Annotated in this window: 20 protein-coding genes and 3 pseudogenes; 8 read left to right on the top strand and 15 right to left on the bottom strand. The window is 64.5% G+C overall.

Annotated elements, in window-relative coordinates; genetic code table 11:
• Positions 1-54: 54 nt before the first annotated feature.
• The 3 genes and pseudogenes from ACPDZI_RS05805 to ACPDZI_RS05795 all read right to left on the bottom strand — a co-directional run bounded on the left by ACPDZI_RS05805 (position 55) and on the right by ACPDZI_RS05795 (position 4,146).
• Positions 55-1,209, bottom strand: coding sequence for a CaiB/BaiF CoA transferase family protein (locus tag ACPDZI_RS05805; RefSeq protein WP_268031451.1), 1,155 nt, complete (start codon positions 1,207-1,209; stop codon positions 55-57).
• Entirely contained in the window at positions 1,209-2,384 is a 1,176-nt protein-coding gene (locus tag ACPDZI_RS05800) for an acyl-CoA dehydrogenase (protein ID WP_438834177.1), read from the bottom strand. The genes ACPDZI_RS05805 and ACPDZI_RS05800 overlap by 1 nt, the downstream gene beginning before the upstream one ends.
• A gap of 86 nt (positions 2,385-2,470) precedes the next feature.
• Positions 2,471-4,146 (bottom strand): annotated as a pseudogene (locus ACPDZI_RS05795) (sigma-54-dependent Fis family transcriptional regulator).
• 235 nt (positions 4,147-4,381) lie between these two features.
• Between ACPDZI_RS05795 and exaC the strand changes: the two are divergent.
• Entirely contained in the window at positions 4,382-5,899 is a 1,518-nt protein-coding gene (gene exaC, locus ACPDZI_RS05790) for an acetaldehyde dehydrogenase ExaC (protein ID WP_438834176.1), read from the top strand.
• Between the two features lie 62 nt (positions 5,900-5,961).
• Here exaC and ACPDZI_RS05785 read toward each other — a convergent pair whose 3' ends face one another.
• The gene (locus ACPDZI_RS05785; RefSeq protein ID WP_029301544.1) at positions 5,962-6,768 is read right to left on the bottom strand and encodes an AraC family transcriptional regulator; all 807 of its coding nucleotides are present in this window, start codon (positions 6,766-6,768) and stop codon (positions 5,962-5,964) included.
• A 103-nt stretch (positions 6,769-6,871) separates the two neighbouring features.
• Here ACPDZI_RS05785 and ACPDZI_RS05780 point away from each other — a divergent pair, with 103 nt between their 5' ends.
• Complete coding sequence (locus ACPDZI_RS05780) at positions 6,872-7,771, top strand: DMT family transporter (protein WP_268014515.1); 900 nt, start codon at positions 6,872-6,874, stop codon at positions 7,769-7,771.
• A 96-nt stretch (positions 7,772-7,867) separates the two neighbouring features.
• Here ACPDZI_RS05780 and ACPDZI_RS05775 read toward each other — a convergent pair whose 3' ends face one another.
• From ACPDZI_RS05775 to ACPDZI_RS05755, 5 genes and pseudogenes are all read right to left on the bottom strand, one after another.
• Positions 7,868-8,560, bottom strand: coding sequence for a response regulator (locus ACPDZI_RS05775; protein ID WP_201354554.1), 693 nt, complete (start codon positions 8,558-8,560; stop codon positions 7,868-7,870).
• Between the two features lie 3 nt (positions 8,561-8,563).
• Complete coding sequence (locus tag ACPDZI_RS05770) at positions 8,564-10,132, bottom strand: ATP-binding protein (RefSeq protein WP_076361142.1); 1,569 nt, start codon at positions 10,130-10,132, stop codon at positions 8,564-8,566.
• A gap of 17 nt (positions 10,133-10,149) precedes the next feature.
• A pseudogene (maeA, locus tag ACPDZI_RS05765) lies at positions 10,150-11,701 on the bottom strand (oxaloacetate-decarboxylating malate dehydrogenase).
• Positions 11,702-11,712: 11 nt separating this feature from the next.
• A pseudogene (locus tag ACPDZI_RS05760) lies at positions 11,713-13,019 on the bottom strand (2-hydroxycarboxylate transporter family protein).
• 545 nt (positions 13,020-13,564) lie between these two features.
• Positions 13,565-13,756, bottom strand: a complete 192-nt coding sequence (locus tag ACPDZI_RS05755; protein WP_411636715.1) for a hypothetical protein — start codon at positions 13,754-13,756, stop codon at positions 13,565-13,567.
• 318 nt (positions 13,757-14,074) lie between these two features.
• On the opposite strand from ACPDZI_RS05755, the gene slyA reads away from it, so the two are divergent.
• From slyA to ACPDZI_RS05730, 5 genes are all read left to right on the top strand, one after another.
• Positions 14,075-14,548 (top strand): transcriptional regulator SlyA, encoded by a 474-nt coding sequence (gene slyA / locus ACPDZI_RS05750; protein ID WP_076361138.1) that lies wholly within the window; start codon positions 14,075-14,077, stop codon positions 14,546-14,548.
• A 1-nt stretch (position 14,549) separates the two neighbouring features.
• Positions 14,550-15,605, top strand: a complete 1,056-nt coding sequence (locus tag ACPDZI_RS05745; RefSeq protein WP_016349913.1) for an HlyD family secretion protein — start codon at positions 14,550-14,552, stop codon at positions 15,603-15,605.
• Between the two features lie 10 nt (positions 15,606-15,615).
• Positions 15,616-16,644 carry a DUF2955 domain-containing protein gene (locus ACPDZI_RS05740; RefSeq protein WP_438834175.1) on the top strand — a complete coding sequence of 343 codons (1,029 nt, stop codon included), beginning with the start codon at positions 15,616-15,618 and terminating at the stop codon, positions 16,642-16,644.
• 141 nt (positions 16,645-16,785) lie between these two features.
• Positions 16,786-17,547 carry a substrate-binding periplasmic protein gene (locus ACPDZI_RS05735; protein WP_029301550.1) on the top strand — a complete coding sequence of 254 codons (762 nt, stop codon included), beginning with the start codon at positions 16,786-16,788 and terminating at the stop codon, positions 17,545-17,547.
• Positions 17,548-17,674: 127 nt separating this feature from the next.
• Positions 17,675-18,034 (top strand): MliC family protein, encoded by a 360-nt coding sequence (locus ACPDZI_RS05730; RefSeq protein ID WP_042065413.1) that lies wholly within the window; start codon positions 17,675-17,677, stop codon positions 18,032-18,034.
• Between the two features lie 31 nt (positions 18,035-18,065).
• Here ACPDZI_RS05730 and ACPDZI_RS05725 read toward each other — a convergent pair whose 3' ends face one another.
• The 4 genes from ACPDZI_RS05725 to nrdD all read right to left on the bottom strand — a co-directional run bounded on the left by ACPDZI_RS05725 (position 18,066) and on the right by nrdD (position 21,607).
• The gene (locus tag ACPDZI_RS05725) at positions 18,066-18,458 is read right to left on the bottom strand and encodes an energy transducer TonB (RefSeq protein ID WP_041217846.1); all 393 of its coding nucleotides are present in this window, start codon (positions 18,456-18,458) and stop codon (positions 18,066-18,068) included.
• Positions 18,459-18,602: 144 nt separating this feature from the next.
• Entirely contained in the window at positions 18,603-18,773 is a 171-nt protein-coding gene (locus tag ACPDZI_RS05720; protein ID WP_005303354.1) for a YqaE/Pmp3 family membrane protein, read from the bottom strand.
• Between the two features lie 64 nt (positions 18,774-18,837).
• On the bottom strand, positions 18,838-19,347 hold the full coding sequence (nrdG, locus tag ACPDZI_RS05715) for an anaerobic ribonucleoside-triphosphate reductase-activating protein (protein ID WP_187268155.1): 510 nt from the start codon (positions 19,345-19,347) through the stop codon (positions 18,838-18,840).
• 142 nt (positions 19,348-19,489) lie between these two features.
• A complete protein-coding gene (gene nrdD / locus ACPDZI_RS05710; RefSeq protein ID WP_438834174.1) occupies positions 19,490-21,607 on the bottom strand; it encodes an anaerobic ribonucleoside-triphosphate reductase in 2,118 nt (705 codons plus the stop codon).
• Positions 21,608-22,049: 442 nt separating this feature from the next.
• Between nrdD and ACPDZI_RS05705 the strand changes: the two genes are divergently transcribed.
• Positions 22,050-23,027, top strand: coding sequence for an ABC transporter substrate-binding protein (locus ACPDZI_RS05705; RefSeq protein ID WP_438834173.1), 978 nt, complete (start codon positions 22,050-22,052; stop codon positions 23,025-23,027).
• A gap of 73 nt (positions 23,028-23,100) precedes the next feature.
• Here the strand turns inward: ACPDZI_RS05705 and ligA are convergent, their stop codons facing one another.
• Positions 23,101-25,107: an NAD-dependent DNA ligase LigA gene (ligA, locus tag ACPDZI_RS05700; protein ID WP_168966128.1), complete on the bottom strand. Its 2,007-nt coding sequence runs from the start codon at positions 25,105-25,107 to the stop codon at positions 23,101-23,103.
• A gap of 99 nt (positions 25,108-25,206) precedes the next feature.
• The gene (zipA, locus tag ACPDZI_RS05695; protein ID WP_041217782.1) at positions 25,207-26,319 is read right to left on the bottom strand and encodes a cell division protein ZipA; all 1,113 of its coding nucleotides are present in this window, start codon (positions 26,317-26,319) and stop codon (positions 25,207-25,209) included.
• Positions 26,320-26,332: the final 13 nt, after the last annotated feature.

Raw genomic sequence — 26,332 nt, 5'->3', positions numbered from 1 at the left:
GAAGGGGGAGCATGGCGCCGGGCAGGCGCAACTTCCCCGCCTAAAGCAACCGGTTCAGCCCTGCCCGAGCCAGTCGCGCAGCACGCTATCCCGGTCCCCGTCCAGCGCCGGCGAGGCGCGCCCGTAGCGCACCGGGGTTGCCGACAGATGCAGCGGATTGGCCAGGGTGGGCAAGGGCTGATCGCCGCGTTGTACCTGCTGCACCCAGCCGCGCACCACCCCCTGCTCGAGGGCGAACAGGGCATCCAGGGTAAGGATGGGGCCGCCCGGCACCCCGGCTGCCTCCAGCATGGCACTCCACTCGGCGCTGCTACGAACCAGTAGCCGCTCGGCAATCAGGGCATTGAGCCGGTGGCGGTGGCGCACCCGGGCGCTGTTGCTGGCAAAGTCGGGGTCCGTCGCCCAGCCGGGTTCCCCCAGCAGGGCTGCTAGCGCGGCAAACTGGCCGTCGTTGCCCACCGCGAGGATCAGATGACCATCCCGGGTGGGATAGACGTCGTAGGGGACGATATTGGGGTGGCCGTTGCCAAGGCGCCCGGGCGCCTGACCGGTGGCGAGATAGTTCATCGCCTGGTTGGCCAGCACCGCCACCGACACGTCGAGCAGGGCCAGATCGATCTGCTGCCCCTCCCCGGTTCGCTCCCGGTGGCGCAGGGCCGCCTGGATGCCGATGGTGGCGTAGAGGCCGGTGAGGATGTCGACAAGCGCCACCCCCACCTTGACCGGCCCGCCGCCGGGGGCCTCGTCCGGCTGGCCGGTGATGCTCATCAATCCGCCCAGCCCCTGGATCAGCAGATCGTAACCGGGTCGCTGAGCCCAGGGACCGTCCTGGCCAAAACCGGTGATGGAGCAGTAGATGAGCCCCGGGCGGCGGGCCTTGAGGCTCGGGTAATCGAGGCCGTAGCGCGCCAGCCCCTCTACCTTGAAGTTTTCGATCACCACGTCGGCCCGATCCACCAGGGCCAGCAGGGTCTCGCGATCGCGGGCCAGGTCGAGGGCGATGGAGCGCTTGCCTCGGTTGGCGGCATGAAAGTAGGCCGCCTCCCCCGCCACCAGCTCGGGTGGGCCCCAGTGGCGAGTGTCGTCACCGCGCCCGGGGGCCTCCACCTTGACCACATCGGCACCGAGATCGGCAAGCAGCTGGCTGGCCCAGGGGCCGGCCAGCACACGGCTGAGATCCAGCACACGCACGCCGGCAAGGGGCCCCATCACTCAAACGCCTGCAGGTCGGTCTGGGCCCGCCCCAGGATCAGGGCGTGGATGTCGTGGGTCCCCTCGTAGGTGTTGACCGCCTCCAGGTTCATCACGTGGCGAATGACGTGAAACTCGTCGCTGATGCCGTTGCCGCCGTGCATGTCGCGGGCAACGCGGGCTATCTCCAATGCCTTGCCGCAGCTGTTGCGCTTGATGAGCGACACCAGCTCCACCGGACAGCGCCCCTCGTCCATCAGGCGCCCGGCCTGCAGGCAGCCCTGCAGGCCGAGGGCAATCTCGGTCTGCATGTTGGCCAGCTTGAGCTGAAACAGCTGGGTGGCGGCCAGCGGGCGGCCGAACTGCTGGCGATCTAGCCCGTACTGGCGGGCGGCATGCCAGCAGAACTCGGCGGCGCCAAGCGCGCCCCAGGCGATGCCGTAGCGCGCCTTGTTGAGGCAGCCGAACGGCCCCTTGAGGCCGCTCACCCCCGCCAGCCGGTTCGCTTCTGGCACGAAGACCCGCTCCATCACTATCTCGCCGGTGATGGAGGCGCGCAGGGAGAACTTGCCCTCGATCTTGGGGGCAGAGAGCCCGGCCATCCCCTTCTCCAGCACGAAGCCGGTGATCTCGCCATCCAGCTTGGCCCACACCACCAACAGATCGGCGATGGGGGAGTTGGTGATCCACATCTTGTTGCCGGTCAGCAGATAGCCGCCGTCAACCCGCTCGGCGCGGCTCTTCATGGAGCCAGGGTCGGAGCCCGCGTCCGGCTCGGTGAGGCCGAAGCAGCCCACCAGCTCGCCCCGGGCCAGCCCCGGCAACCAACGCTGGCGCTGGGCCTCGTCGCCATAGGCGTGGATCGGGTGCATCACCAGGGACGACTGCACGCTCATGGCCGAACGGTAGCCACTGTCGACCCGCTCCACCTCCCGGGCGATGAGGCCGTAGGCCACGTGATTGACCCCGGCGCAGCCATACTGCTCCGGCAGGGTGGCGCCGAGCAGCCCGAGCTCCCCCAGCTCGTTCATGATGGTGCGGTCAAACTGCTCGCGGCGGTTCGCCTCCAGCACCCTGGGCATCAGCCGCGCCTGACAGTAGTCGCGGGCGGCGTCGCGGATGAGCCGCTCCTCTTCGCCGAGCTGGGCATCGAGAAAGAAGGGGTCTTGCCAATCAAATCGGGTACGCGTCATAAAGCACTCCATGCCATGCACAAGAATCATCAAAGGGTCTCTTGTGGACCCATCTTAACCACGAAAAAGCTCGGGTAACAAACACCTCAGCCTGCCTCCCGCAGCGCCCGATAGAGGGTGGTACGGCTGATGCCGAGCCGGCGAGCCGCCTCGCTCACATTGCCATCGCACTCCGTCAGGGTCTGCTGCACCCGTTGCCGGTTCTGCTGGCGCAATGTGCTGCCCGCCACCGCCGTGGTGGCGGCCGGCGCCACCGCCACGGTCGGCAGATGCAGGTGGGCAGGCTCAATCCAGCCCAGCCCCTCCGCCAGCACGCAGGCCACTTCCAGCGCCTGCTTGAGCTGGCGCACGTTGCCGGGCAGCGGGTGGGCCAGCAGTTGGCGCTCGGCCTCATCGGTCAGGCGCAGGGCAGGATCCATCTCGGCCAGCAGCCGCCGGACCAGCGCCTGCCGCTCGCGGGGCGGCCAATCGCGCAGCGGCGCCAGCAGTTGCCGCCAGCCGCAGATACGGTAGTAGAGATCTTCGCGAAAGGTACCGGCCGCCACCATGGCCGCCAGATCCCGGTGGCTGGCGCTGACCAGCCAGAAATCCACCGGCTCGGGCTTGTGGCTGCCAACCGGGGTGACGGCGCGCTCCTGCAGCACCCGCAGCAGGCGGGTCTGGGCCAGCAGCGGCAGCTCACCGATCTCGTCCAGCATCAGGATGCCGCCGTGGGCGGCGCGCAGATACCCCTGGCTGCCCTGGCTCCGGGCACCACTGAAAGCCCCGCCGACATAGCCAAACAGCTCGGCCTCCACCAGCTCCGCCGGCAGGGCGCCGCAGTTGACGCACACCAGCGGTTGCGCCCGCCGGCTCGACTGCCCGTGCAGTTCGCGCACCAGATGCTCCTTGCCGCTGCCGGTCTCCCCCTCGATAAGCAGCGAGATGCCGCGCTCCAGCATCTTGAGCGGCACCTGCTGGCCGAGCGAGCCGCCGGCATCGGCCGGCAGGCCGGGCAGGGTCGCAACGGGATGAGCCTCCGGCACCAATCGCAAGCCACGCCGATCCCGCAGCAGCTGCTTGCCGTCGAAGGGGTGCTGGCCGAGCCAGAGCCGACCGGCCCGGTTGGCCCCGAGCAGCTCGCCCTCCTCCCCCAGCAGCAGACGGGCGGACCAGAGACTCTGGGGCTCGAGATCCACCAGCCAGCCCGGCTGGCGCGCCAGCAGCGCGTTTTCCAGGGTCATGGCCAGCAGCCGTACCGTGCCCAGCATGTCGCCATCGTGATGGGCCGCGTCGGTGGAGATGTCGAGCACCCCGAGCAGTTGCCCGTCTGGCCCGAGCAGCGGGCAGGCGCTGCAGCTGAGAAAGCTGTGCTGGGCGAAGAAGTGCTGATTGCCGAGTACCTGCACCTCGCTCTGTTCGGCCAGCGCAGTGCCGATGGCGTTGGTGCCCTTGCTCGCCTCCCCCAGCGGGCGCCGCTGCGCAAAAAAATGCGCTCGGCGTGGCGGGCGAAGCCGTCGTCACCGCTGGCGGCCAGGATGGCACCCTCGCCATCGCACAGCAGCAACCGACAGGGGCGCCCTGCCAGCAACTGGCCAAACAGCGGCAACACGAAACGCTGGAAGCTGGCGATCAGCACCCTGTGCTGCTCCTGACGGGCCGACAGCTCTCCCTGGGGCAGCAAGTCCAGCTCGGCGCTCTGCCGGCGGCTCAGCCCCTGATGCAGGCAGCGCTGCCAGGAACGCTCGATCGGGCTGGCACTGGATTGAGATAATTCGCTCATCACGCCTCCTGTTCATAAACGGCACGACTGTCACGGTCACTGTCCAGAATCGGCACAGTTTCCTCACCTTCGCCCTGGTCATTGGTTAACCAAGATACGCTGCCACATCCCGTTTGATAACGTTTTTGTAACTTTTGCTGTGCTGGTCAGACCCTCTGGCACGCCCCTTGCGATACATAGCAGCAACCGGGTTGCCCGCCAGCCCGGTCAGGACCACACACATAAGGATGATGAGATGATTTATACCGCTCCCGGTCAGGCAGGTGCCCTGGTCAGCTTCAAGTCCCGTTACGACAACTTCATCGGTGGTGAGTGGGTGGCGCCGCGCGCCGGCCGCTACTTTGAAAACATCTCGCCGGTGGACGGCAAGGTGTTCTGCGAAGTGGCCCGCTCCGACGCCGCCGACATCGAGCTGGCGCTGGACGCCGCCCACAAGGCGTTCGCCAGCTGGAGCAAGACCAGCGTCACCGAGCGCAGCAACCTGCTGCTGCGCATCGCCGATCGCATCGAACAGAACATCGAAGTGCTCGCCATCGCCGAGACCTGGGAGAATGGCAAGGCGGTACGCGAAACCCTGGCCGCCGACCTGCCGCTGGTGGTGGATCACTTCCGCTACTTCGCCGGCTGTATCCGCGCCCAGGAGGGCTCCGCCGCCGAGCTGGATCAGAACACCGTCAGCTACCACTTCAAGGAGCCCATCGGGGTGGTCGGCCAGATCATCCCGTGGAACTTCCCGCTGCTGATGGCGGCCTGGAAGCTGGCCCCGGTGCTGGCGGCCGGCTGCTGCAGCGTGCTCAAGCCCGCCGAACAGACCCCGGTCACCATCATGCTGATGATGGATCTCATCAAGGACATCCTGCCTGCCGGGGTGGTCAACGTGGTCAACGGCTTCGGCGCCGAGGCGGGCCAGGCGCTCGCCACCAGCAACCGGATCCAGAAGCTGGCGTTTACCGGATCCACCGAGGTGGGCACCCATATCCTGCGCTGCGCCGCCGACAAGCTGATCCCCTCCACCGTGGAGCTCGGTGGCAAGTCCCCCAACATCTACTTCGCCGATGTGATGCAGCACGAGAGCAGCTATATCGACAAGGCGGTGGAAGGGATGCTGATGACCTTCTTCAACCAGGGCGAGGTGTGCACCTGCCCCTCCCGCGCCCTGGTGCAGGCCAGCATCTATGACGACTTCATGGACAAGGTGCTGGCCCGCGCCCGCACCATAGTGCAGGGCAACCCTCTCGACACTGCCACCCAGGTCGGCGCCCAGGCATCCCGCGAGCAGTTCGACAAGATCCTGAGCTACATGGAGATAGGTCGCGGCGAAGGGGCCAAGATGCTGATCGGCGGCGGCCCGGCCAGGGTGAGCGGGCTGGAGGGGGGCTTCTACATCCAGCCCACCATCTTCTCGGGCCAGAACAAGATGCGGGTGTTCCAGGAGGAGATCTTCGGGCCGGCGCTCGGGGTCACCACCTTCAAGGACGAGGCGGAGGCGCTGGCGATTGCCAACGACACCCAGTACGGGCTGGGGGCGGGCCTGTGGACCCGCGACAGCAACCTGGCCTGGCGCATGGGGCGCGGCATCCAGGCCGGCCGGGTCTGGGTCAACTGCTACCACGCCTACCCGGCGCACGCGGCCTTCGGCGGCTACAAGAAGTCAGGGATCGGCCGCGAAACCCACAAGATGATGCTGGACCACTACCAGAACACCAAGAACCTGCTGGTGAGCCACGACATCAATCCCCTCGGCTTCTTCTAAGCTCCTCCCATGATCAACAAGGGCGCCTGCGGGCGCCCTTTTCATTGCCAGAGCGCTCCTTGCTAGAGCGCCGCCTGCCCGGCTCCGATACCCAGCTGCTGGCGATAACGCTGGGGCGAACAGCCCAGCTCCCGATTGAACATGGCGATGAAGGCCGAGGTGGAGCCGTAACCGAGCCGCCAGCCAATCTCCTGCACCGGCAGCTCCCCCTTGAGCCAGGCCAACGCCTTGAGCAGCTTGAGCCGGGCCCGCCACTGGCCGAAATTCATCCCCAGTTCCCGCACGCAGCGCCTGGCCAGGGTACGCTCAGTGGTGTGCAGCTGCTCGGCCCACTGGGCCAGGGTGCGCGGGTCGGCGGGGTCGCTGTAGAGCGCCGCCAGCATGGGGGCCAGCAGCTTGTCCTGACTCATGGGCAGGTAGCTGTCCTGGCAGCGGGTGCGAGTCAGCTTCTCCACCAGCAGCTCGGCCTGACGCACGTCCCACTCATCCTCCATGTGGCCCAGCTTGCGATCGCAAAAATCGGCTAGGATGGCGCGGATCAGCGGGGTCATCTGCAGCAGCCTGGGTTCGGCCGGCAGCCGCGCCGCCAGGGCGTCATTGACGTAGATGGAGGTGTAGTCGAGGGCCTGCTGGTTGTAGGAGGCGTGTTCCAGATCCGCCGGCACCCAGATGAGGTAGTCGGCCGGCGCCACCAGCCGGTGATCGTCCAGCACTATCTCCATCACCCCCAGACTGATGAGGCTGAGCTGGCCCCAGGGGTGGCTGTGGGGCGCACATGCGCTCTCGGCCTGGATCTGCTGGTAGCGCAGATAGAGCGGATTGGGCGCTGGCAGATGCAGGTCCGTCGGATGGTAGTGACGTATGGCCATGGCGGGCGGATTGTCCTTTGCGCGGGATGATTTGTCAGTTTTACGTTACTTGATATCAGAAAGACAAGGGTAGACTGGTCACCTCGATAATAAGGAGTCTTTGATGCGTATCTTCTACCCGCTGATGTTTCCGCTGCTCGCCGTGCTGATCTGGGCCACCAATACCGTGGTGTCCAAGGCCGCTGCCGATGTGCTGGATCCCGCGGCCATCTCCTTCTACCGCTGGGTGATCGCCGCGCTGGCACTGACCCCCTTCTGCCTGCCGCAGCTGTGGCGCCGCCGTGGCGAGGTCCGCCCCTGGCTCGGCAAGCTGCTGGTGCTGGCAGCCCTTGGCATGGTGCTCTACCAGTGCCTCGCCTACTACGCCGCCCACACCACTTCGGCCACCAACATGGGGGTCATCGGCTCTCTCATCCCGCTGCTGACCCTGCTGCAGAGCGCCCTCTTCTTCGGCCAGCGGCCGGGCAAACAGGCGCTGCTCGGCATGAGTATCTCCCTGTTCGGGGTGTTCTGGCTGCTGAGCCTGGGCCAACCGCTGGCACTGCTGCACGACGGTATCAATCAGGGCGACGGCCTGATGCTGCTCGGCTCCGCCAGCTACGCCCTCTATGGCCTCTTGATCCGCCGCTGGCAGCTGCCGTTCGGCCCCTGGCTCAACCTCTACCTGCAGATCCTGCTGGCGGTCTTGCTGTTGATCCCGGTGGCCCTCTGCGCCGAGTCGCTGGCGGTGCCGGCCGAAGGCTGGGGCCTGGTGCTGTTTGCCGGCATCGCCTCCTCCCTCTTCGCCGCCTACTGCTGGATGCGCGGCCTCGCCTGCATGGGGGCGGAGCGCACCTCGGTGTTCATGAACCTGATGCCGCTGTGCACGGCGCTGATCGCCGTCATCAGCTTGGGGGAGCCGATACACGGCTATCACCTGCTCGGCGGCGGCCTCATCCTGGCGGGGGTCATGCTCTCCCAGTTCAAGCCGAAGGCCCGTCCGGCCCTGCTGGAAGAGGCCTGAGCGGCCTGCCGTACCGGTTTTTACACCAACAACAGACACAAAAAAGGGAGCTCAGGCTCCCTCTTTTGTTGGTATGCATCCGCGGCGGCAAGCGGCTCAACTGCCCCGCCGCCAGTGGTAGCGGCGCTCGGGCCGGCCACGCTGACCGTAGTTGAGATCCACGTCCACCCGGTCCTCCGACTCCAGATACTCCAGATAGCGGCGCGCCGTGGTGCGGCTGAGGGACAAGCGCAGCGCCACCGTGTCGGTGGAGAAGGCGCTGTCCGGCTCGCCCGCCAGCAGCTCCAGCACCTGGCGCAGGGTGATGGCGTCGATCCCCTTGGGGGTGTCGCGCACCTCGCGCCCCAGGGGCCTCACCTTGCCCATCAAGCGGTCCAGGTCGCTCTGCTCGAGGGAGCCGCGCTCGCAGATGCGCCGGTGCAGGGTGAGGATCTCGTCCAGGCTCTGCTGGATGCGAAACAGCCGCAGCGGTTTGATGATGTAATCCTGTACCCCCTGATTGAGGGCCTGCTGGATGGTCTCCACGTCGCAGGAGGCGGTCACCATGATGACGTAGGCTTCGCGGTTGTGGCTGCGCAGCCGGTTCACCCACTCCAGGCCTGAGCCGTCAGGCAGCGAAATGTCCACCAGCAGCAGTTGCGGCTGGGCCGCGCGCATCATGAGATCGGCCTGGGTCAGGCTCTCGGCCCGACCCAGCAGGGAAAATCCGGGGGTAGAGGAGACCAGTTCGGCCAGAATGGATCCTATCCGTTCGTCATCCTCGATCACCAGAGTGAAAATGGGCTCCATAGATCACACCAATTGGTTTTTATTCAAGTAGATACCGAACAGGGTCGTCTGTTCGGCGGTGCGGCGCCATTCTATCACACCCCCTCGCCTGGCCACCGTCTCCTTGACCAGGAACAGGCCGACACCGTGATCGCCGGTCTGGCGACTGATGCCGTAATCAAACAGATGATCCGCCAGCGCCTCGTCCACCCCCTCACCGCTGTCCTCCACCTCGATCACCAGCCGACGCCCGAAGTCGTTGAGGGAGATGAGCACCCGTGGCGGACACTGCTTGCGCCGGGCCCAGGCGGCGCGGATGCCGTTGTCCAGCAGGTTGCCGATGAGGGTGATGAGATCCGCCGACACCGCTGCCGGGTACTCGCCCAGCGCCGAATCGGGATCCAGCACCAGCTCCACCCCGAGCTCGCGAGCCCGGCTGAACTTGCCGAGGATGAGCCCGGCTACCGGTTTGTCCTCGATGGCCCGCAGCAGATCGTGCAGCATGGTCTGGCACGCCTCGCTCTCCTGCTGGATGAGCTCCACCGCCTGATCCACGTGGCCCAGCTGCAGCAGGCCGGAGAGGCTGCTGAGCTTGTTGGCGAACTCGTGGGTCTGCATCCGCAGCATCTCGGCATACTGGCGCAGGTGAGTCACCTGCATGCCGAGGCTGCCGGTCACCTCGGGGCGACTGAAGATCAGCAGCCGACCGGGGATCTTGCCCTCCACCGCCTGCCAGCGCCCGATGAACGACTCGCCGTGCACGGTGAAGCCGAGCTCGGTCTCGACCTGGGTCAGGGCCGGGGCAAGCGGCGGCGACAGCTCTGCCAGCGGCTGGCCAAGCAGGGAGTGGCGGCCGGTGCCGGGCAGACGCAGCTGGTAAAAGGCGGCACTGTTGAGCATGCGGATATGGCCCAGGCTGTCGAGAGCGATCACCCCCTCCGAGATGTGCTCCAGCACCAGCTCCTGCAGCACGAATCGGTTGACGATGGTCTCCGGCTCCAGATCCAGCAGGGTGCGGCGCAGCCGATGCTGGATCCAGAGCGCCAGCAGCAGGCCGCAGCCCAGCACGGCGCCGATGGCGCTGATGAGCAGGGCGATCCGATCCAGATAGATGCCCTCCACCGTCTGCATCAGATAGCCCACCACCACGGCGCCGATGGCGCGTCCGTCCGCCCCGATCACCGGGGCGAAGCAGCGAATGGCCGGCCCCAGGGTGCCTACGTCCTTGGAGCAGTAGCTGCTGCGCTCGTTGAGGGAGGGCCAGATATCCTCACCGCGAAACAGGCCACCCACCAGCTCCGGGGAGGGGTGGCTCAGCCGGCGGGCGTGCTCGTCGGTCACCACCATGTAGGCGGCATCGGTGCGGCTGCAGATCCCCTGCACATAGTCGCGCAGACCCGGATCGCTGCCCCACTCCAGTGCCTGCACTACCCGCTGGTCCGCCGCCAGCACCCGTGCCAGATCGCCCCCCTTCTCCTCCAGGTTCACTTCCAGCAGGTGGCGGATGAAGAGCGCCAGCAGGCTGCCCAGGATGACGATCAGGAGCAGTGACAAGCCCAGGGAGAGGGTGACCAGTTGGTGACGCAGTTTCATCGATTAGCCTTGCAACATCAGGACGCGGACCAATAGTGCGGGCGCCACCAGGTCTGGTCAATCAAAGGTGCGGGATCGCCGGCAAAATCCGCCAGCCCCTCGGCACGGGCACACAGTGCCACCGCCCTCGCCACGGCGCGGGCCACCTCCCCCACCTGCTCGATGGGAGGCAGCAGCCGCCCTTCGGCCAGCGGATAGGCGCCCACTGCCTGCACCGCCGCCCGCAACATGCCGTCACTGATGCGCCGCGCCTTGACCGCGCAGGCCCCGAGGCCGATGCCCGGAAACACATAGACGTTGTTGCACTGGGAGACCACCCGCGGCGCGCCGTCCACCGCCACCGGCGGGAAGGGGCTGCCGGTGGCGAGCAGGGCGCGCCCACCGGTAGCCTGCCACACCTGGGTGGGGGTCGCCTCGGCGCTGCGGGTGGGGTTGGAGAGCGGCAGGATCACCGGCCCGCTCGCACACCTCCCCCATGGCCGTCAGCACCGCCTCGTCGAACAGGCCGCCCTGACCGCTCACCCCGATCAGCACCCCGGGACGCAGCCGCTCGATGAGCGCGGCCAAGGCGTTGCACGCCTCCGCCGCCGGGCGGGCAAACGGCTGCTGAGCCGGGGTGAGCCCGGTACGGTCCAGGCAGACCAGACCATCCTGATCAAACAGCTGCACCCGCTCCGTACCGCCCGCCAGCTGGGCCAGCATGGCGGCGATGCCGCAGCCGGCCGATCCGGCCCCGACGATCAGCACCGGGGTATCGGCCAGCACACTGCCCGCCTGCTGCAGGCCCGCCAGCACGCAGGCCGACGCCACCGCCGCCGTGCCCTGGATGTCGTCGTTGAACATGCACAGCTCATCGCGGTAGCGGGCCAGCAGATTGGCGGCATGCTTGCCGGCAAAGTCTTCAAACTGCAGCACCACCTGGGGCCAGCGTTTGCGAATGGCCGCCACCACCTTGTCCATGAACTGGTAATAGGGCTCACCATCTACCCGCGGTGCCTGCCAGCCGAGGTAGGAGTCATCTTCCAGCAACTCGGGGTTATTGGTGCCCACGTCGACGCACAGCGGCAGGGTGCGCGCCGGGTTGATGCCGCCAGCGGCGGAGTAGAGCGCCAGCTTGCCGATGCAGATCCCCATGCCGCCGATGCCGAGATCGCCGAGCCCCAGCACCCGCTCGCCATCGGAGATGACGATGACATCCACCTCCTGCTCCACCGCCGCGAAGATGTCGTCCAGCTCGTCCCGGTCGTGCCAGGAGAGGTAGAGGCCGTGGCTGCGCAGATAAAGGTCGCTGTGGCGCTGGCACGCCTCTCCCACCACCGGGGTGTAGATGATGGGCAACAGCTCCGGCAGGTGGTGGCGCACCAGCTCGTAGAACAGTACCGGGTTGTCCTCCTGCAGCTGGCGCAGCAGCAGGTGCTGATCAAACGGGCTCTGCATGGCCGAAACCAGCCGGTAGATGCGGCGCCGCTGCTGGGCCAGCGACTCCTCCTTGTGGGGCATGCGCCCCATCAGCCCCTGTCGCTTGCGTTCGGCATAGGGCAGGCTGGTGCCCATCATGATGTCGTTCATTATCTTGTTCCTTATGCCAGCAGCGAAATGAGCAGGGTGGCCAGGATCAGCATGACGGCGCCCCCGAGACGAGAAGAGATCTGGGCAAACGGCATCAGCGTCATGCGCTGGGCCGCCGAGAGCACCGCCACGTCGCCAGTGCCCCCCATGTTGGCCATGCAGAGGCCGCCGGTGATGGCCGCCTCGATGGGGTAGAAGCCGATCATTCGGCCCACCAGCGCCGCCCCCAGGGCACCGCCGACCACGGTCACCAACACCAGCACGAAGTAGCTGACGGAGAAGGCGCTGATGAGCTCGGGGATGCTGGTGTAGGCGACACCGATCCCCACCAGCAGGGAGGGAGTCAGGTTGCTGACCACGAACTGGTACCAGTCGGCCGCCGCCTGCTCGTAACGACGGGGCAGCAGGCCGCTCACCTTGATGACGGCCACCGCCAGGATCATCAGGGCGAAGGGATGCATGGGGATGAAGTTGCCGAGCAATGAGCCCAGCACGAACATGCTGGAGCTGATGAAGAGCCCGAGACCCAGGCTCTCCAGCGTCGGCGCCTGCGCCTTCTCCTCGGCCACGCCAGCAGCACTCTCTTTTATCATCAGCTTGCCGTTGCCGGTCAGGGAGGGGTAGCGGCGGCCGAGGCGGGCCAACAGGGTGCCCACCAGGATAGCCAGGGTGTTGGCGATCACCACCGCCGGCACCATGCGCGACAGCAGGTCGGCGCTCGACATCTGCAGCGGCCCGGAGAGGATCTCCACCAGCGGCACGGCGCCGGCCCCCATGCCGCCCCCCATGATGGGCAGGCCGATCAGCAGCACCGCATTCTTGAAGCCGTACCCCATCAGGGCGCCCACCAGACCGACGCTGAGCAGCGCCAGCGCGACGCCCCCCAGGATCACCGGCAGGTAGCGCATGGCGGCGTTTTTCAGCAGGGCGCCGCTCATGCCGAACACCGAGCCGGTCACCAGGCTGGCGATGAAGAAGTTGAGAAAGCCCCCTCCTTCATGAAGCCGATGATCACCTGGCCCGCCTCGACGGGCAGGATCCGGTATTCAAACAGGGCGGCGCCGCCGAAGATGGCGAGTATGGTGCCGCCCCCCAGGTATTCACGGATGGGAGTGATGCGCTCCCCCAGTTCGGTCAGCAGGGTGCCGAGCACGAACATCAATGCCAGCGCACCGACCATGCCGAGTGGCAGAGAGCCGTTCCAGCCCGAGAAGAGTACGCAGGTGGCAAGCCCGAGGAAGATCATCATGGGCATGCCGGCAATCTGCCGGTCGCCAAACAGCGCGATCCGGGTCTGTGGGGTAGAGAGGTTTTTCATTGTTATGCTCCAGCGTGTGGTGTGGCGCCACTCTAGCCATCTCTCTCACCCCTGTCGGTTAGCCTGTCTGCAAAGGCATATAAAAACATTAAATTCTTAAACGTTATGACTGGCAGAGGATGTCGCCCAGCCTGTCATTGGCATTATTCAGGCGCACTATTGTGCTGCGCCAATCAAACCGGAGAGCCCTCATCCCTCAATGCCAACAGGCTCTTTATGGGGCTATTATCAAATAACGATTAAATAATGGGCGGCATACATCTCAATAATGGGAAACCATGCTTTCGCCACTCGATGCTATTTCGACTGATCACAAGCAAGGATTGACTGGCGATCTCAAGATCAGTAAATCCCAATCGGATAAACCGCCGCAGACCGGAAGAGACAACTGGAAGATTGAGGACAGGCGATCACGCAGAGGCCCACAAGGATGATCTGCCCATGGCAGGCCGTGCCTGCCTCAGGGGAGCGTTTGAGCCGATACAAGCGGGCCCTGCAACAGACCGTCAGATGATGATGACGGCCTCATGACACCAACCGAAAAACTATTCGGCTAATAACAGTGGAATATTGGCAGGGTCAAATTCATGACAGGTTTCGGTACTTTCCAGGCTGAGCCCATAATGGCCATCGGCAACATATTCCACCTCCAGCAACAGACTCTCGATGGAAAAATGGGGGTCACCCGATTCATATCGTTCCACAGCTATCGCCTCCCTGTTTAGCTGACCCATCAATATTAGTGGATAAAAAATAGTCTGCCGAATGCTGATAATATTTTTCTGCTGCCAACATTATCGGTCATGGCTATTCCAAGACTATTTTCAGCACGATGGGTGACATGATTTGGTTATTTCACCGGCCCATGGCGGGAATTGTTCACCCAAATAGGCTCGCGGCAGACACAGGTTGCTGCCGGCGGGGTGCTCAAGCCTAGCAAGCAAGCTCCACAAGAAACCTACCTCCAATTTTCATAAACAAGATCGCGATCACACTATTTACTTAGCCTGCTAAACAACTACAATGCTTAGCAAGCTAAGTAAATGGAGAGTCTCATGATGAAGGATCTGGAAATGCTGCGCGAGCTGTCCCTCGCCGAGCGGGTCGGCCGACTGCATCGGCTGTGGCGCACCGTGGCCGATCTCGAACTGGCCCCCCTCGGCCTCACCCATCCCCGCTGGACAGCGCTGTGGAAGCTGAGCCGGCTCGGTGGCCACCTCAGCCAGAAGACCCTGGCCGAAGCGCTGGAGATCGAACTGCCCTCCCTGATGCGCACCCTGGGCCAGCTGGAAGAGCAGGGGCTGGTGGAGCGCCACTGCTGCAGTCAGGACAAGCGGGCCCGCATCGTCACCCTGACCCCGGCCGGCAAGGCGCTGCTCGACCAGATTGAAGATCGCATCATGGAGATACGCCGGGAGCTGCTCGCCGGCATCAGCCAGCGGGAGCTGGAACAGTTTGAAGATATCGTGCACCGCATCTGCGCCAATGCCCTTGGCAAGATAGGTACACAGAGTGAAGAGAGAGAGTGAAATGACCCCGGATCAACAATTCAAGCGCTGGATAAAATGGGCCATGGGCGCCTTCGTACTGGTGTTTGCCTACTTCCTGCTAGCCGACCTCAAGATGCCGCTCACCCCGCAAGCCATGGCGACCCGCGTCGTGACCAAGATGGCGCCCCAGGTCAGCGGCAAGGTAGTCGAGGTGGCCGTCGGCAACAACCAGCACGTCAAGCAGGGCGACCTGCTGTTCGTGCTCGATCCCGCCCCCTTTGAGCTGGCGGTGGAGCAGGCCCGCCTCGCCCTGGCCCAGGCCGAGCAGCAGAATCGCCAGCTCGATGCCACCCTCAATGCCGCCAGCGCCGACTTCAGTTCGCTGCAGACCCAGGCCGCCCTCAAATTGCGGGAAGCGGAACGCATCGATGCCCTCTATCGCCGCCACATGGTCTCCGAGCAGCAGAAGGATGATGCCGACAGCGCGTTTCGCACCGCCCAGGCCAACCTGCTGGCCAGCAAGGCCCGCATGACCCAGGCCCGGGTCAACCGCGGTCTGCCCGGCGACGACAACCTGCTGCTGCGCCAAGCCCGCAACCGCCTCGCCCAGGCCGAGCTCAACCTCGCCTACAGCCGGGTACACGCCAGCCAGGACGGCATCATCACCAACCTGCAGCTCAAGCCGGGCAGCTTCGCCGCGGCGGGTGCACCGCTGCTGGCATTGGTTTCCGAGCAGGTGGACGTGATCGCCGATTTTCGCGAGAAGAGCCTGCGCCACGTCAATCAGGACAGCCAGGCACTGGTCGCCTTCGATGGCGAGCCGGGTCGCCTCTATCCCGCCCGGGTCACCAGCCTGGATGCCGGGGTCAGCGCCGGCCAGTTCGATGCCAACGGCCTCCTGGCCAGCCCTACCGAGTCGGATCGCTGGGTGCGCGACGCCCAGCGTCTGCGCCTGCACCTGGCGCTGGAGCAGTTGCCCGCCCATCTGCCGGCCGGTGCCCGCGCCACCGTGCAGCTGCTGCCCGACAACGCCCTGACCGGACTGCTGGCCCGCGCCCAGATCCGCCTGCTCAGCCTGCTGCACTACATCTACTGAGGTGACGGCAATGACTTTGTGGCACAGGCCCCTCACCGCCAACGAACTGCGCCAATGCCTGCGCATCGCCTTTGGCAGCACCACCGGCTTTCTGCTCTGCAAGCTGTTCGGCTGGAACTACGGCGTCTTCTACACCGTCACCCCGGTGCTGCTGCTGGGCATGGTGCCAGTGATGAACGGCCATGCCGCCCGCCAGCTGATCGCCGCCGCCGTGGTCTGCGGGCTGGAAGTGGGGCTGCTGGGGGGGCTGTTTGGCGGCCATCCCGGCCTGATGGTTCCCATCGCCTTCCTGCTGTTTCTCTACCGCTTTGCCGCCATGTCGCGGGGCAGTCTGTTCCTGTTCGGTGCCAACGGGGTGTTGAGTCTCAGCATCATGCTGCACTTTGCCAGCTACCCGCAGACCGATCTCAACGACCTCATCTTCAGCAACCTGTGGGCCAGCGTGCTGTCGGTGCTCATCGCCTACCTGATGACGGCGTTGATCCCGGACGTGGAGGAGCGCCCCAAACCGACCCCCTCCCCCAAGGCACCGCACCGGATGCGGCACGAGGCACTGCTTGGCGCCAGTATCGCCACCCTCTCCTTCATGGTGTTCCAGATCTTCGATCTGCGGGACTCCATGTCGGCCCAGGCCACGACCCTGCTGGTGCTCTTCCCCATGCACTGGGACGGCGCCCTCAGCTATGCCCGCAAACGGGCCATGGGCACCCTGCTCGGGGTGAGCTTCGGCCTGATCAGCCAGCTGGTGCTATACGACTGGTCGGGACTGCTGTTGCTGGTCGCCCCCATGCTCTGGCTCGGCGCCATGCTGTTCAGCCATGCCCACGTGAAGGAGGCGAGCGGTTCCGGGGTCGGCTTCGGCGCCCTCACCACCCTCGGCATCCTGTTCGGCCAATACCTGACGCCGGGCAACGATCTGGTGTTTAGCGCCCTCTACCGGGTCAGCAGCATCTTGTTTGCCATCGTCGCCACCCTGCTGGCCTGTTACCTCATCCACCGACTGCTTAACCGCTTCGAGGCCACTCGGTTCGGTTATTGACCCCCTGTTGTTGGCTCAAGGATGTGCTGCCTTTCGCCCCGCTATGCCTACCGGGGCGTTTTTTTGCCTTCCGTTTGGCGGCACCTGCGGCCAGCCCCAGCAACTATGCTTGCTAGGGCAGTCGGCAACAGGAGAGAGACCATGGCACGAGCAGCATACATCCACTGGTTGGCAATCACTCTGCTGCTGGGGATGACCTGTGCCCGGGCAGAGCAGGTGCTCATTGCCGCCGAGGATGACTGGGCCCCCTACTGCGCCCTCGACAAGCAGAGCGGTCAGCCGCAGGGGCTGGCTCCCGAGCTGGTGAAGGCGGCCTTCGCCGCCGAGGGGGTCGACGTCGAGTTTCGAACCATCCCCTTCGCCCGCTGCATGTACGAGGCGCGCAGCGACAAGGTGCTCGGCTGCTTCGATGCCACCATCACCGAGGAGAACCGCTACCAGTACTTCTGGCACGAGACCCCCATGTTCGAGGAGGATCTCGCCATCTTCGCCCTGGCCCGCGAACCCCGCCGGGATCTCAAGCTCACCTCGCTGGAACAGAAGACGGTGGGCATCACCCTTGGCTACACCTACCCCACCGACTTCATGGAAAACCCCAGGATCACCCGCTTCCAAGCCAAGTCCGATGCCCAGATCATCGAGATGCTGGTGCGTGGCCGGGTCGACTACATCCTGATGAACGAGATGCCGGGCTACCTCAAGATCCAGCAAAAACAGCTGAGTGGTAAGGTGGTCAAGGTGGGCAAGATCTCCACCGACGGCTTCTGGCTCGCCTTCTCCCGCGCCCATCCCCAGGGCGAGGCGATGGCCAAGCGCTTCGAGGAGGGGCTGCAGAAGATCCGCAACAACGGCACCTACGAGGCACTGGTGCGCGCCTTCGAGGCCAGACTCGGCCTACATTGAGCCGCTGCTCATTAGCGCTTCTTTTGACGCCCATGGACGCATATCGACGCAAGCCGGGTCGAGGCCCATTGCGCACCTTTGGCAAGCTGTTAGGATCACGCCCGGATGACACCGATGGAGAATCAACATGAAGCACGCCAACCTTCTGCTGCTGGGCATCGCGAGCCTGACCCTGCTGAGCGGCTGCGAACGCGGCGCCGGCACTCTGAGCGTGACCGGCGGCGACCCCGTCACCTATCTGTGTGAACAGGGCCAACGGGTGCAGGTACGCTACTTCGCCCTCTCCGATCAGAGCCTGAACTTCGTCAAGCTGGCACTGCCAGACGGCAAGGACTATACCCTGCCACAGAGCGTTTCCGCCTCCGGTGCCCGCTACACCGACGACCATGAGGCCGTCTGGTGGAACAAGGGAGATGAAGGCTTTGTCGAGATGCGCGACAAGGATGGCGAGTGGCAGAGCGTCTACAACGACTGCAAGCAGCAGTAAACAGCAACCCCGGCCAGGCCGGGGTTGTTCATTACTCCACTTCAATCTCGTAGCGACCCACCACTCGCACCGGAATGGCCTGCGGGTTCTGCTCCGACACTCGATAGCGGGTCTTGGCCAGCCCCGACAGGGCGATCAGGTCCAGCACCCCGGGCGGCTCCGAGGCCACAATCTCCGGGCTGAACAGATTGCCGTTGGAGTCGATGAGATAGCGGATCTCCACATAGCCCTTGACGGGCCGCTTGGCTGGCGCGCCGCCCACCGGTTCAAATGGAGGCACTTCGCCATCCTGCACCCAGTATTTGCCAAGCTCCGCCATGGTCACCTCCAGCGGTGGCTGGTTCAGCTTCACGGTGGGACTGGGGCTGGCACAGCCCCCCAGCAGACCGAGCACAGTGCCCAGCAGCAAGACCTTCAAACCCATTCAACACTCCTTGTTGAGTCAGATCAGAGGGGTCACCCCTCCCCGGCAGGGTTGCCGGCCCATTACTGTAACAATCGAAACCCGTTTGAGCAGCATAAAAAAAGCCAACCCCATCGGGTTGGCTTTTGGCAAAGCGGCTCAGCGTCAGCCGCGCTTGTCGCTCACCACCAGCCAGAGCGCATGCACCATGCCGGGCAGGCCGCCGAGCAGGGTCAGCACTATGTTGATCAGAAAATGCAGGCTGAAGCCCACCTGAAGAAAGGCACAGACCGGGGGCAGAAAGATGGCCAGCAGGATCTTGAGCAGATTGTTCATCTCGGATTTCCTCGTCAACGATGTCACAGGGATAGCAATGGGCTAACCATAAACATCCCTGGCTTCAACTGCAAACCAGACAGGGAATGCGCTCACCCCCTTCCCGCCAGGCGTTGAGGTCGTGGATGACCTGATTGCTGCTGCCACGCCAAAGCAAACCGGGATCCGCCAGCGCCTTCTCGAACTTGCCGTCCACCAGCACGTCCAGCAAGGCCACCAGCTCGCGCTGGGCCGGGCTGAGCTCGCCCAGCAGATAGCCGGTCCAGCACCAGATGTCCTTGCCGGGACACTCGGCGCGCACCCGCTGCACCAGCGCCAGCACCTGAGGCACATTGGCGGGGTGGAGCGGATCGCCGCCGGAGAGCGACAGTCCGCGCCGCTTGATGCGCGTGTCGTTGAGATCCGCGATGACGCGATCGCTCATCGCCTGATCGAACGGTTTGCCGCCATCGAGCCGCCAGGTGCTCTGGTTGTAGCAACCGGGGCACTGATGTTCGCAACCCGAGACAAACAGGGTGGCGCGGGTACCGGGGCCGTTGATCACATCGACCGGGTAGTATTGGTGGTAGTGCATCTTCTCTCTCTATTGCGGCCCCTCCTCGCCGGCCCTTCTCCCACGATTTGCAACGTGAGCAGGAGAAGGGAGCAACGCGGCGCCAACAGCACCCCGGATGGTTCCCTCTCCCTTTGGGAGAGGGCTAGGGTGAGGGCTCGGCCTACATATGTTTGACGCGGCGCTTCACCTCTTCCTGCTTGCCCGCATTGAAGGGGCGCGCATCCGGGCTGCCGAGGTAGCCGCAGACACGGCGGGTCACCGACACCTTGGCCGGGTCGTGGTTGCCGCAGCGCGGGCAGGTGAAGCCCTTGGAGGTGCACTCGAACTCGCCGGTGAAGCCGCAGTCGTAGCACTCGTCGATGGGGGTGTTGGTTCCGTAGTAGGGCACCTTGTCATAGCTGTAGTCCCAGACGTTCTCCAGCGCTTCCAGGTTGTGCTGGATGTTGGGGTACTCGCCGTAGCAGATGAAGCCGCCGCTGGCGATGGGCGGATAGGGCGCCTCGAAGTCCAGCTTGTCGTACGGATTGACCTGCTTCTCCACGTCGAGGTGGAAGCTGTTGGTGTAGTAACCCTTGTCGGTCACCCCCGGCACCACGCCAAACTCCTTGGCGTCGATGCGGCAGAAGCGGGAGCAGAGGTTCTCGCTCGGGGTGGAATAGAGGCTGAAGCCATAGCCGGTCTCCTCCTTCCACTCGTCGGTGGCAGCTTTGAGCCGCGCAATGATGGCGATGGCCTTCTGCTGCAGTTCGGCGCTGTCAAACAGGTGCACCTGATCGCCAAACAGGGCGTTGATGGTCTCGTGTACCCCGATGTAGCCAAGCGAAATGGAGGCGCGGCCATGCTTGAAGATCTCGCTGACATTGTCGTCGGCCTTGAGGCGTACCCCGCAGGCCCCTTCCATGTAGAGGATGGGCGCGACCCGGGCCTTGACCCCGTCGAGGCGCTTGATGCGGTACATCAGTGCGGTCTTGGCTACCCGCAGGGCGGCGTCCAGCTTGTCCCAGAAATCCGCTTCATCGCGGGATTTCAGGGCGATGCGTGGCAGGTTGAGGCTCACGACCCCCAGGTTGTTGCGCCCTTCGTGGACCAGCTCGCCGTGCTCCTCGTAGGCCCCGAGGAAAGAGCGGCAGCCCATGGGGGTCTTGAAGGAGCCGGTCACCTTGACCACCTGGTCGTAGTTGAGGATGTCCGGGTACATCCGCTTGGAGGCGCACTCCAGCGCCAGCCGCTTGATGTCGTAGTTGGGATCGCCCTGCTTGTGGTTGAGGCCATCCTTGATGGCGAACACCAGTTTCGGGAACACGGCGGTCTTCTTGTTCTTGCCAAGGCCGGCGATACGGTTGCTGAGGATGGCACGCTGGATCAGGCGTGACTGCCAGCTGTCGCCGAGGCCAAAGCCGAAGGTGACGAACGGGGTCTGACCGTTGGCGGTGTGCAGGGTGTTGACCTCGTACTCCAGCGACTGGAAGGCGTCGTAACACTCCTTCTCGGTGCGGGCCATGGCGTAGGCATCTACATCGCTGATACCCCACTCCAGCGCCACTTCCCGGTGCTTCTCCCAGCTGATGGTCACATAGGGGGCCAGCACTTCGTCGATGCGGTTGATGGTGGTGCCGCCATAGATATGGCTCGCTACCTGGGCAATGATCTGGGCAGTGACCGCGGTGGCGGTGCTGATGGACTTGGGAGTATCGATCTCCGCGTTGCCCATCTTGAAGCCGTGGGTCAGCATCCCTTTCAGGTCGATCAACATGCAGTTGAACATGGGGAAGAAGGGGGAGTAGTCGAGATCGTGGAAGTGCAGATCGCCGCTCTCGTGCGCCTGCACCACATCGCGGGGCAGCATGTGGCTGGTGGCGTAGTGCTTGGCGACGATGCCCGCCAGCAGGTCACGCTGGGTCGGGATCACCTTGGAATCCTTGTTGGCATTCTCGTTGAGCAGGGCCGCGTTGGTCTGCTCCACCAGGCCGCGGATCTCCTGAGCCAACCGGCCACGGGCCTCGCGGGCCTGATCCCGGTCGTGACGGTATTCGATGTAGGCACGGGCGATGGCCTTGTCGTCGGAAGCCATCAGGTGGTTCTCAACCCGGTTCTGGATCTCGTGGATGTCCACTTCCCCTCGTCCTTCCAGCTCCTGGGTGACGGCGGCGGCAATGCGCTCGGCCAGCGCCGGACTGGCCTGATTGACCGCTTCTGCCGCTCGGCCCACCGCCTCGGCAATCAGCTGGGCATTGAATGGTGCGCGACATCCATCACGTTTGATCACAACCGGTTTCATGGATTTTCCCCGTTAAAAAGGCCAGGCTCTCGCCCTCGGCTTACCCTTGTTTGGCCCCCTTCTCCACGCCTCGTCCTCGGCGCAAATAAATTCAGCCGAGGCTTGACAAGCCAGGGCTGACGATGAGAAGGGAACAGCTTGTACACAGCTTAATAACACAACATATAGGGATTAAAAACGAATGCAGCCCTATATGTGGTGTCTATTAGGCACCAAAGCGTGACCGTATTTCTTGATCCAGAACAGGTTTTGAGGCGAGTGGCGCAGTTCCCGACCAGTCACAAACGGCCCCATACAAGGCCCAATTCAAGCCTGATGCGGGCTGGCGCCCGATACCGGCCAGAGGGAAAAAGATTTCCCTTCCGACAGTAATTGACCGGGACAGGTTTGCACCAAGATGGACATAATGAATGACAACTCCTCTTGTTCGATGGGAAGCGACATGACCAACCCGCTATTGCTGCTACTGCTGCTGTGTGCCCTGCCGTTGCGGTTGTGGGCGGCCGAAATCCTGGTGATCAGCAGCTACCACCCCGAATACCTGTGGGATCAGAGCTACAACGCCAGCCTGGCCGCCAACCTCAAGGGTGACCACCACATCAGCCACTTCTACATGGATACCAAACGCCGCCCCCCCGAGGAGTTCGATCAGATAGCCGAGCAGGCGCTCGCCTACTATCGCCAGGTGAAACCGGATCTGGTGGTGCTCGGCGATGACAACGCCATCAACTACCTGGCCAGCGACATCGCCTCCCTCGGCCCCCCTGTGGTGTTTCTCGGCATGAACGAGAACCCGCGCCACAAGGGGCTGGTCGGCCACCCCAAGATCACCGGTGTGCTGGAGCGACCCTTGCTCAAACGCAACATCAGCGAGATGAGCCAGCTGATGGGGGGGATCAAGAAGGTACTGGTGCTGTTTGACTCGAGCAACGTGGCGCTCACCGCCATCCAGGATGAGTTCAAGACCCAGACCGAGCTGCGGGTCGGCCAGACCCGGGTCAACAGCCAGCTCCTTGGTGACTACAGCCTGTGGCAGGAGGCCGTGCTCAATGCCAAGCAGAGTGGTTATGAAGCCATCTTCATCGGCCTCTACCACACCCTCAGCGACGATCAGGGCCGCCATGTGGATGAGAACAAGTTGCTGGAGTGGACCAGCGCCCATAGCCCGGTGCCGCTATTCTGTTTCTGGGAGTTTTCGGTGGGCAAGGGCAAGGCCATCGGTGGCCTAGTGCTGGATGGCCGCGATCAGGGGGCCAAGGCGGCCGAACTGGTCAACGCCATCCTGGCGGGCGCCCAGCCCAAAACCCTGGCACCACGCGCCGCCCTGCGTGGCGAGTATGTGTTCAGCAAGAGCGAGCTGGCCCGCTGGCAGCTCACCCTGCCCGACAAGTGGCGCTACAAGATCCTCTGGCGTGATTGAGCGCTGATCAGTGCCCCCATAACAAAGAACCCGGCCATGCCGGGTTCTTTGTTTATCTGGTTGACGCTGCGACTCAGCCCTGCAACGCCTGTTGCAGCTCTTCTTCACTCCAGACGGTGATACCGAGCTCCTGCGCCTTGGCCAGCTTGGAGCCTGCCGCCTCCCCCGCCACCAGCACATCGGTCTTGGCCGACACCGAGCCCGCCACCTTGGCCCCCAGCGCCTGCAGCGCCGCCTTGGCGTCGTTGCGCGACAGGGTGGTGAGGGTGCCGGTCAGCACGAAGGTCTTGCCGGCAAAAGGTTGATCGCTTGCCTCCTTCTTCTCGATGGCCGGCCAGTGGATGCCGGCGGCCAGCAGGGCCTCCAGCACCTCGATGTTGTGGGGCTGACGCAGGAAGTAGTAGACGTGCTTGGCCACTATGTCCCCCACGTCGGCCACTTCCAGCAACTGCTCCACCGAGGCGGCGCGCAGGGCGTCCAGAGTCAGGAAGTGGTTGGCGAGGTTCAAGGCAGTCGCCTCCCCCACTTCGCGGATCCCCAGTGCAAACAGGAAGCGGGGCAGCGTGGTACTGCGGGCCGCATCGATGGCCGCCACCAGATTGAGGGCCGATTTTTGCCCCATCCGCTCGAGCCCGGCCAGCTGAATGGCGTTGAGGCTGAACAAGTCCGCCGGGGTCTTCACCAGCCCCTTGTCCACCAGCTGCTCCACTATCTTGTCGCCGAGGCCGTCCACGTCCATGGCACGGCGGGCGGCGAAGTGCTTGATCGCCTCCTTGCGCTGCGCCTCGCAGAACAGGCCGCCGGAGCAGCGGGTCACCGCCTCTCCCTCCAGCCGCTCCACCGCCGAGCCGCACACCGGGCACTCGGTCGGGAACAGGATCGCGCGGGCATCCGCCGGGCGCTGCGCCTCCACCACCGCCACGATCTGCGGGATCACGTCCCCGGCCCGGCGCACGATCACGGTATCGCCAATCATCACGCCGAGGCGCTCGATCTCGTCGGCATTGTGCAGGGTAGCGTTGGAGACGGTAACGCCACCGACGAACACAGGTTTGAGCTTGGCTACCGGGGTCACGGCGCCGGTGCGGCCGACCTGGAACTCGACGTTCTCAAGCTCCGTCATCTCCTCCTGGGCCGGGAACTTGTGAGCGGTGGCCCAGCGCGGGGCGCGGGCCACAAAGCCCAGCTCCTCCTGCAGGGGGATGGCATCCACCTTGTAGACCACGCCATCAATCTCGTAGGGGAGCTCGCCGCGGCGCGCCAGGATGTCGTCGTGGAACGCCTGGCAACCGGCCGCCCCCTCCTTGAGCTTCACCTCGGGGCTGAGCGGCAGCCCCCACTCTTTGAGCTGATTGAGGCGACCGAAGTGAGAGCCACCGAGCTGCTCGCCGCCCACCCCCACGCCATAGGCGTAGAAGGCCAGCGGGCGGCTGGCGGTGATGCGTGAGTCGAGCTGACGCAGGCTGCCGGCGGCGGCATTGCGCGGGTTGACGAACACCTTCTCGCCGGCGGCCAGCGCCTTGGCGTTCATCGCCTCGAACCCCGCCTTGGGCATGAACACCTCGCCACGCACCTCCAGCCTTGCCGGCCAGCCCTCGCCACGCAGGGACAAGGGAATGGCCTTGATGGTACGCACGTTCTCGGTGATCTCCTCACCCGTGGTGCCATCGCCCCGGGTAGCGGCCTGCACCAGCTGGCCGTCCACATAAAGCAGGCTCACCGCCAGACCGTCCAGCTTGGGTTCGCAGCAGAAGGTAAAGCTCACCTCCCGCTTGAGGCGATCGCGCATGCGCTGTTCGAAGGCCTGCAGCTCTTCGCCGCTGAACACGTTGTCCAGGCTCAGCATGGGGATCTCGTGGCGTACCTGTTTGAAGGCGGTCAGCGGCTGGCCCCCCACCCGCACGCTCGGCGAGGCCGGCGTCTTCAGCTCGGGATGCTCGGCTTCCAGCGCGATCAGCTCGCGCATCAGCCGATCGTATTCGGCGTCCGGCACCGTGGGGTTGTCCAGCACATAGTACTGATGACCGTACTCGATCAGCAGCTCACACAGTTGACGGTGGCGGGAGAGGATATCGCTCATGAAAAAGTCTCGAAGTGTGATGGAAAAACCGGCCAGCGGACCAATAAAAATGCGGCACCTGGGTACCGCACTTTTTATTCATTCGACCCGCATGGCGTATTAGTCGCGACTGGCCTCGTAGGCGGCCAGCTCATGCCGGTAACGGGCGATGGTTTCGTCGCTCAGCGGGCTGCGCTCCATATCGGTCAGCATGGCATCGAGATCGCTTGCCAGCTGATCGGCGGCCTGCAGCATGTCCTCGAAAGCAAACGCAGCATTGCTGCGCAGCGGCAGCTGCATGAAGAGCGACACGCCCGGGGTGGCGAACTGCTCCATCCGGTACGGGTTGAAGGTGCCCGGCTTGACCATGTTGATCATGGAGAAGAGCACTTCACCCTTGCCGTTCGGGTCTTCGTGACGGTGGAAAATATCCATCTCGCCAAACTTGAAGCCCAGCGCCAGCAGGGAAGATAGCAGGGTGGCCCCTTGCAGATCGTGACCCGGACGGCCCATCAGGTTGATGACATAGACATCCTGCCAGATCTTCTCGACCGGCGCGGCACGCACCGGCTCTTCATAGACGGGCTCCTCGTAGGCAGGCTCGGGGGCTGCATGACGGGGCTGCGCCTGGTATTCGGGAGCGGCGACCGGGGCCGGCTCGCGGGCACCGAAAGTGGGTGCGGTCGCGTAGGCGGGCTCGACCAGCGGCTCTTCGTCCAGCGGTTGCAGCAGCGGCTCGCGCTGGGGACGGGAACGGTGGACCGGGGTACGGCGAATGACCTGGGCGGGCTTGCGCACCGGCGCGGCAGGCACTTCCTCGACGGCTGCGGCAACCGGCTCCTCGAACTCCTCCTCGTCTTCTTCATAGACGGGGGGCGGCGGCACGGGGCGGGCGGCAGGTTTGCGTACCACGGGCGGCGGCAGATCGGCATCGTCATCTTCATCATCGAAGGCGGGCGCAGGCGCACGACGGCTGACTTCCGGCTGGCGGGGCTCATCATGGTGGAGTTTGGGCTCGGCACGACGGCCACCGCTGACCACTCGCACCTGACCGATGCCATCGCTGTCGAAGGCGTCGTTGTCACGATCCCGTGATTTGGATTCCATCCGGCCCAGAGGTTTCTCTTTGATCGGTGCCTGACGATTCTTTCTGTTGCTCCACAACCCGTGAATGAGCAATGCCGCGATGGCAATACCGCCCAGGGCAACCAAGATGTAACGCAATTCCTGCATTAGCTGCTTCTCT

This window comes from Aeromonas oralensis (genome assembly GCF_049665575.1).
Lineage (GTDB): Bacteria > Pseudomonadota > Gammaproteobacteria > Enterobacterales > Aeromonadaceae > Aeromonas > Aeromonas hydrophila.
This window is presented reverse-complemented; position numbering and strand designations above follow the sequence as displayed.

What these genes read in the sequence shown, in the direction of transcription:
- nrdG (WP_187268155.1), bottom strand. Translation starts at nt 19,347, where the DNA reads ATGCACTACCACCAATACTACCCGGTCGATGTGATCAACGGCCCCGGT.
- nrdD (WP_438834174.1), bottom strand. Translation starts at nt 21,607, where the DNA reads ATGAAACCGGTTGTGATCAAACGTGATGGATGTCGCGCACCATTCAAT.
- exaC (WP_438834176.1), top strand. Translation starts at nt 4,382, where the DNA reads ATGATTTATACCGCTCCCGGTCAGGCAGGTGCCCTGGTCAGCTTCAAG.
- zipA (WP_041217782.1), bottom strand. Translation starts at nt 26,319, where the DNA reads ATGCAGGAATTGCGTTACATCTTGGTTGCCCTGGGCGGTATTGCCATC.
- ligA (WP_168966128.1), bottom strand. Translation starts at nt 25,107, where the DNA reads ATGAGCGATATCCTCTCCCGCCACCGTCAACTGTGTGAGCTGCTGATC.
- ACPDZI_RS05735 (WP_029301550.1), top strand. Translation starts at nt 16,786, where the DNA reads ATGGCACGAGCAGCATACATCCACTGGTTGGCAATCACTCTGCTGCTG.
- ACPDZI_RS05770 (WP_076361142.1), bottom strand. Translation starts at nt 10,132, where the DNA reads ATGAAACTGCGTCACCAACTGGTCACCCTCTCCCTGGGCTTGTCACTG.
- ACPDZI_RS05730 (WP_042065413.1), top strand. Translation starts at nt 17,675, where the DNA reads ATGAAGCACGCCAACCTTCTGCTGCTGGGCATCGCGAGCCTGACCCTG.
- ACPDZI_RS05705 (WP_438834173.1), top strand. Translation starts at nt 22,050, where the DNA reads ATGACCAACCCGCTATTGCTGCTACTGCTGCTGTGTGCCCTGCCGTTG.
- ACPDZI_RS05720 (WP_005303354.1), bottom strand. Translation starts at nt 18,773, where the DNA reads ATGAACAATCTGCTCAAGATCCTGCTGGCCATCTTTCTGCCCCCGGTC.
- ACPDZI_RS05780 (WP_268014515.1), top strand. Translation starts at nt 6,872, where the DNA reads ATGCGTATCTTCTACCCGCTGATGTTTCCGCTGCTCGCCGTGCTGATC.
- ACPDZI_RS05785 (WP_029301544.1), bottom strand. Translation starts at nt 6,768, where the DNA reads ATGGCCATACGTCACTACCATCCGACGGACCTGCATCTGCCAGCGCCC.
- ACPDZI_RS05805 (WP_268031451.1), bottom strand. Translation starts at nt 1,209, where the DNA reads ATGGGGCCCCTTGCCGGCGTGCGTGTGCTGGATCTCAGCCGTGTGCTG.
- ACPDZI_RS05745 (WP_016349913.1), top strand. Translation starts at nt 14,550, where the DNA reads ATGACCCCGGATCAACAATTCAAGCGCTGGATAAAATGGGCCATGGGC.
- slyA (WP_076361138.1), top strand. Translation starts at nt 14,075, where the DNA reads ATGATGAAGGATCTGGAAATGCTGCGCGAGCTGTCCCTCGCCGAGCGG.
- ACPDZI_RS05740 (WP_438834175.1), top strand. Translation starts at nt 15,616, where the DNA reads ATGACTTTGTGGCACAGGCCCCTCACCGCCAACGAACTGCGCCAATGC.
- ACPDZI_RS05725 (WP_041217846.1), bottom strand. Translation starts at nt 18,458, where the DNA reads ATGGGTTTGAAGGTCTTGCTGCTGGGCACTGTGCTCGGTCTGCTGGGG.
- ACPDZI_RS05775 (WP_201354554.1), bottom strand. Translation starts at nt 8,560, where the DNA reads ATGGAGCCCATTTTCACTCTGGTGATCGAGGATGACGAACGGATAGGA.
- ACPDZI_RS05800 (WP_438834177.1), bottom strand. Translation starts at nt 2,384, where the DNA reads ATGACGCGTACCCGATTTGATTGGCAAGACCCCTTCTTTCTCGATGCC.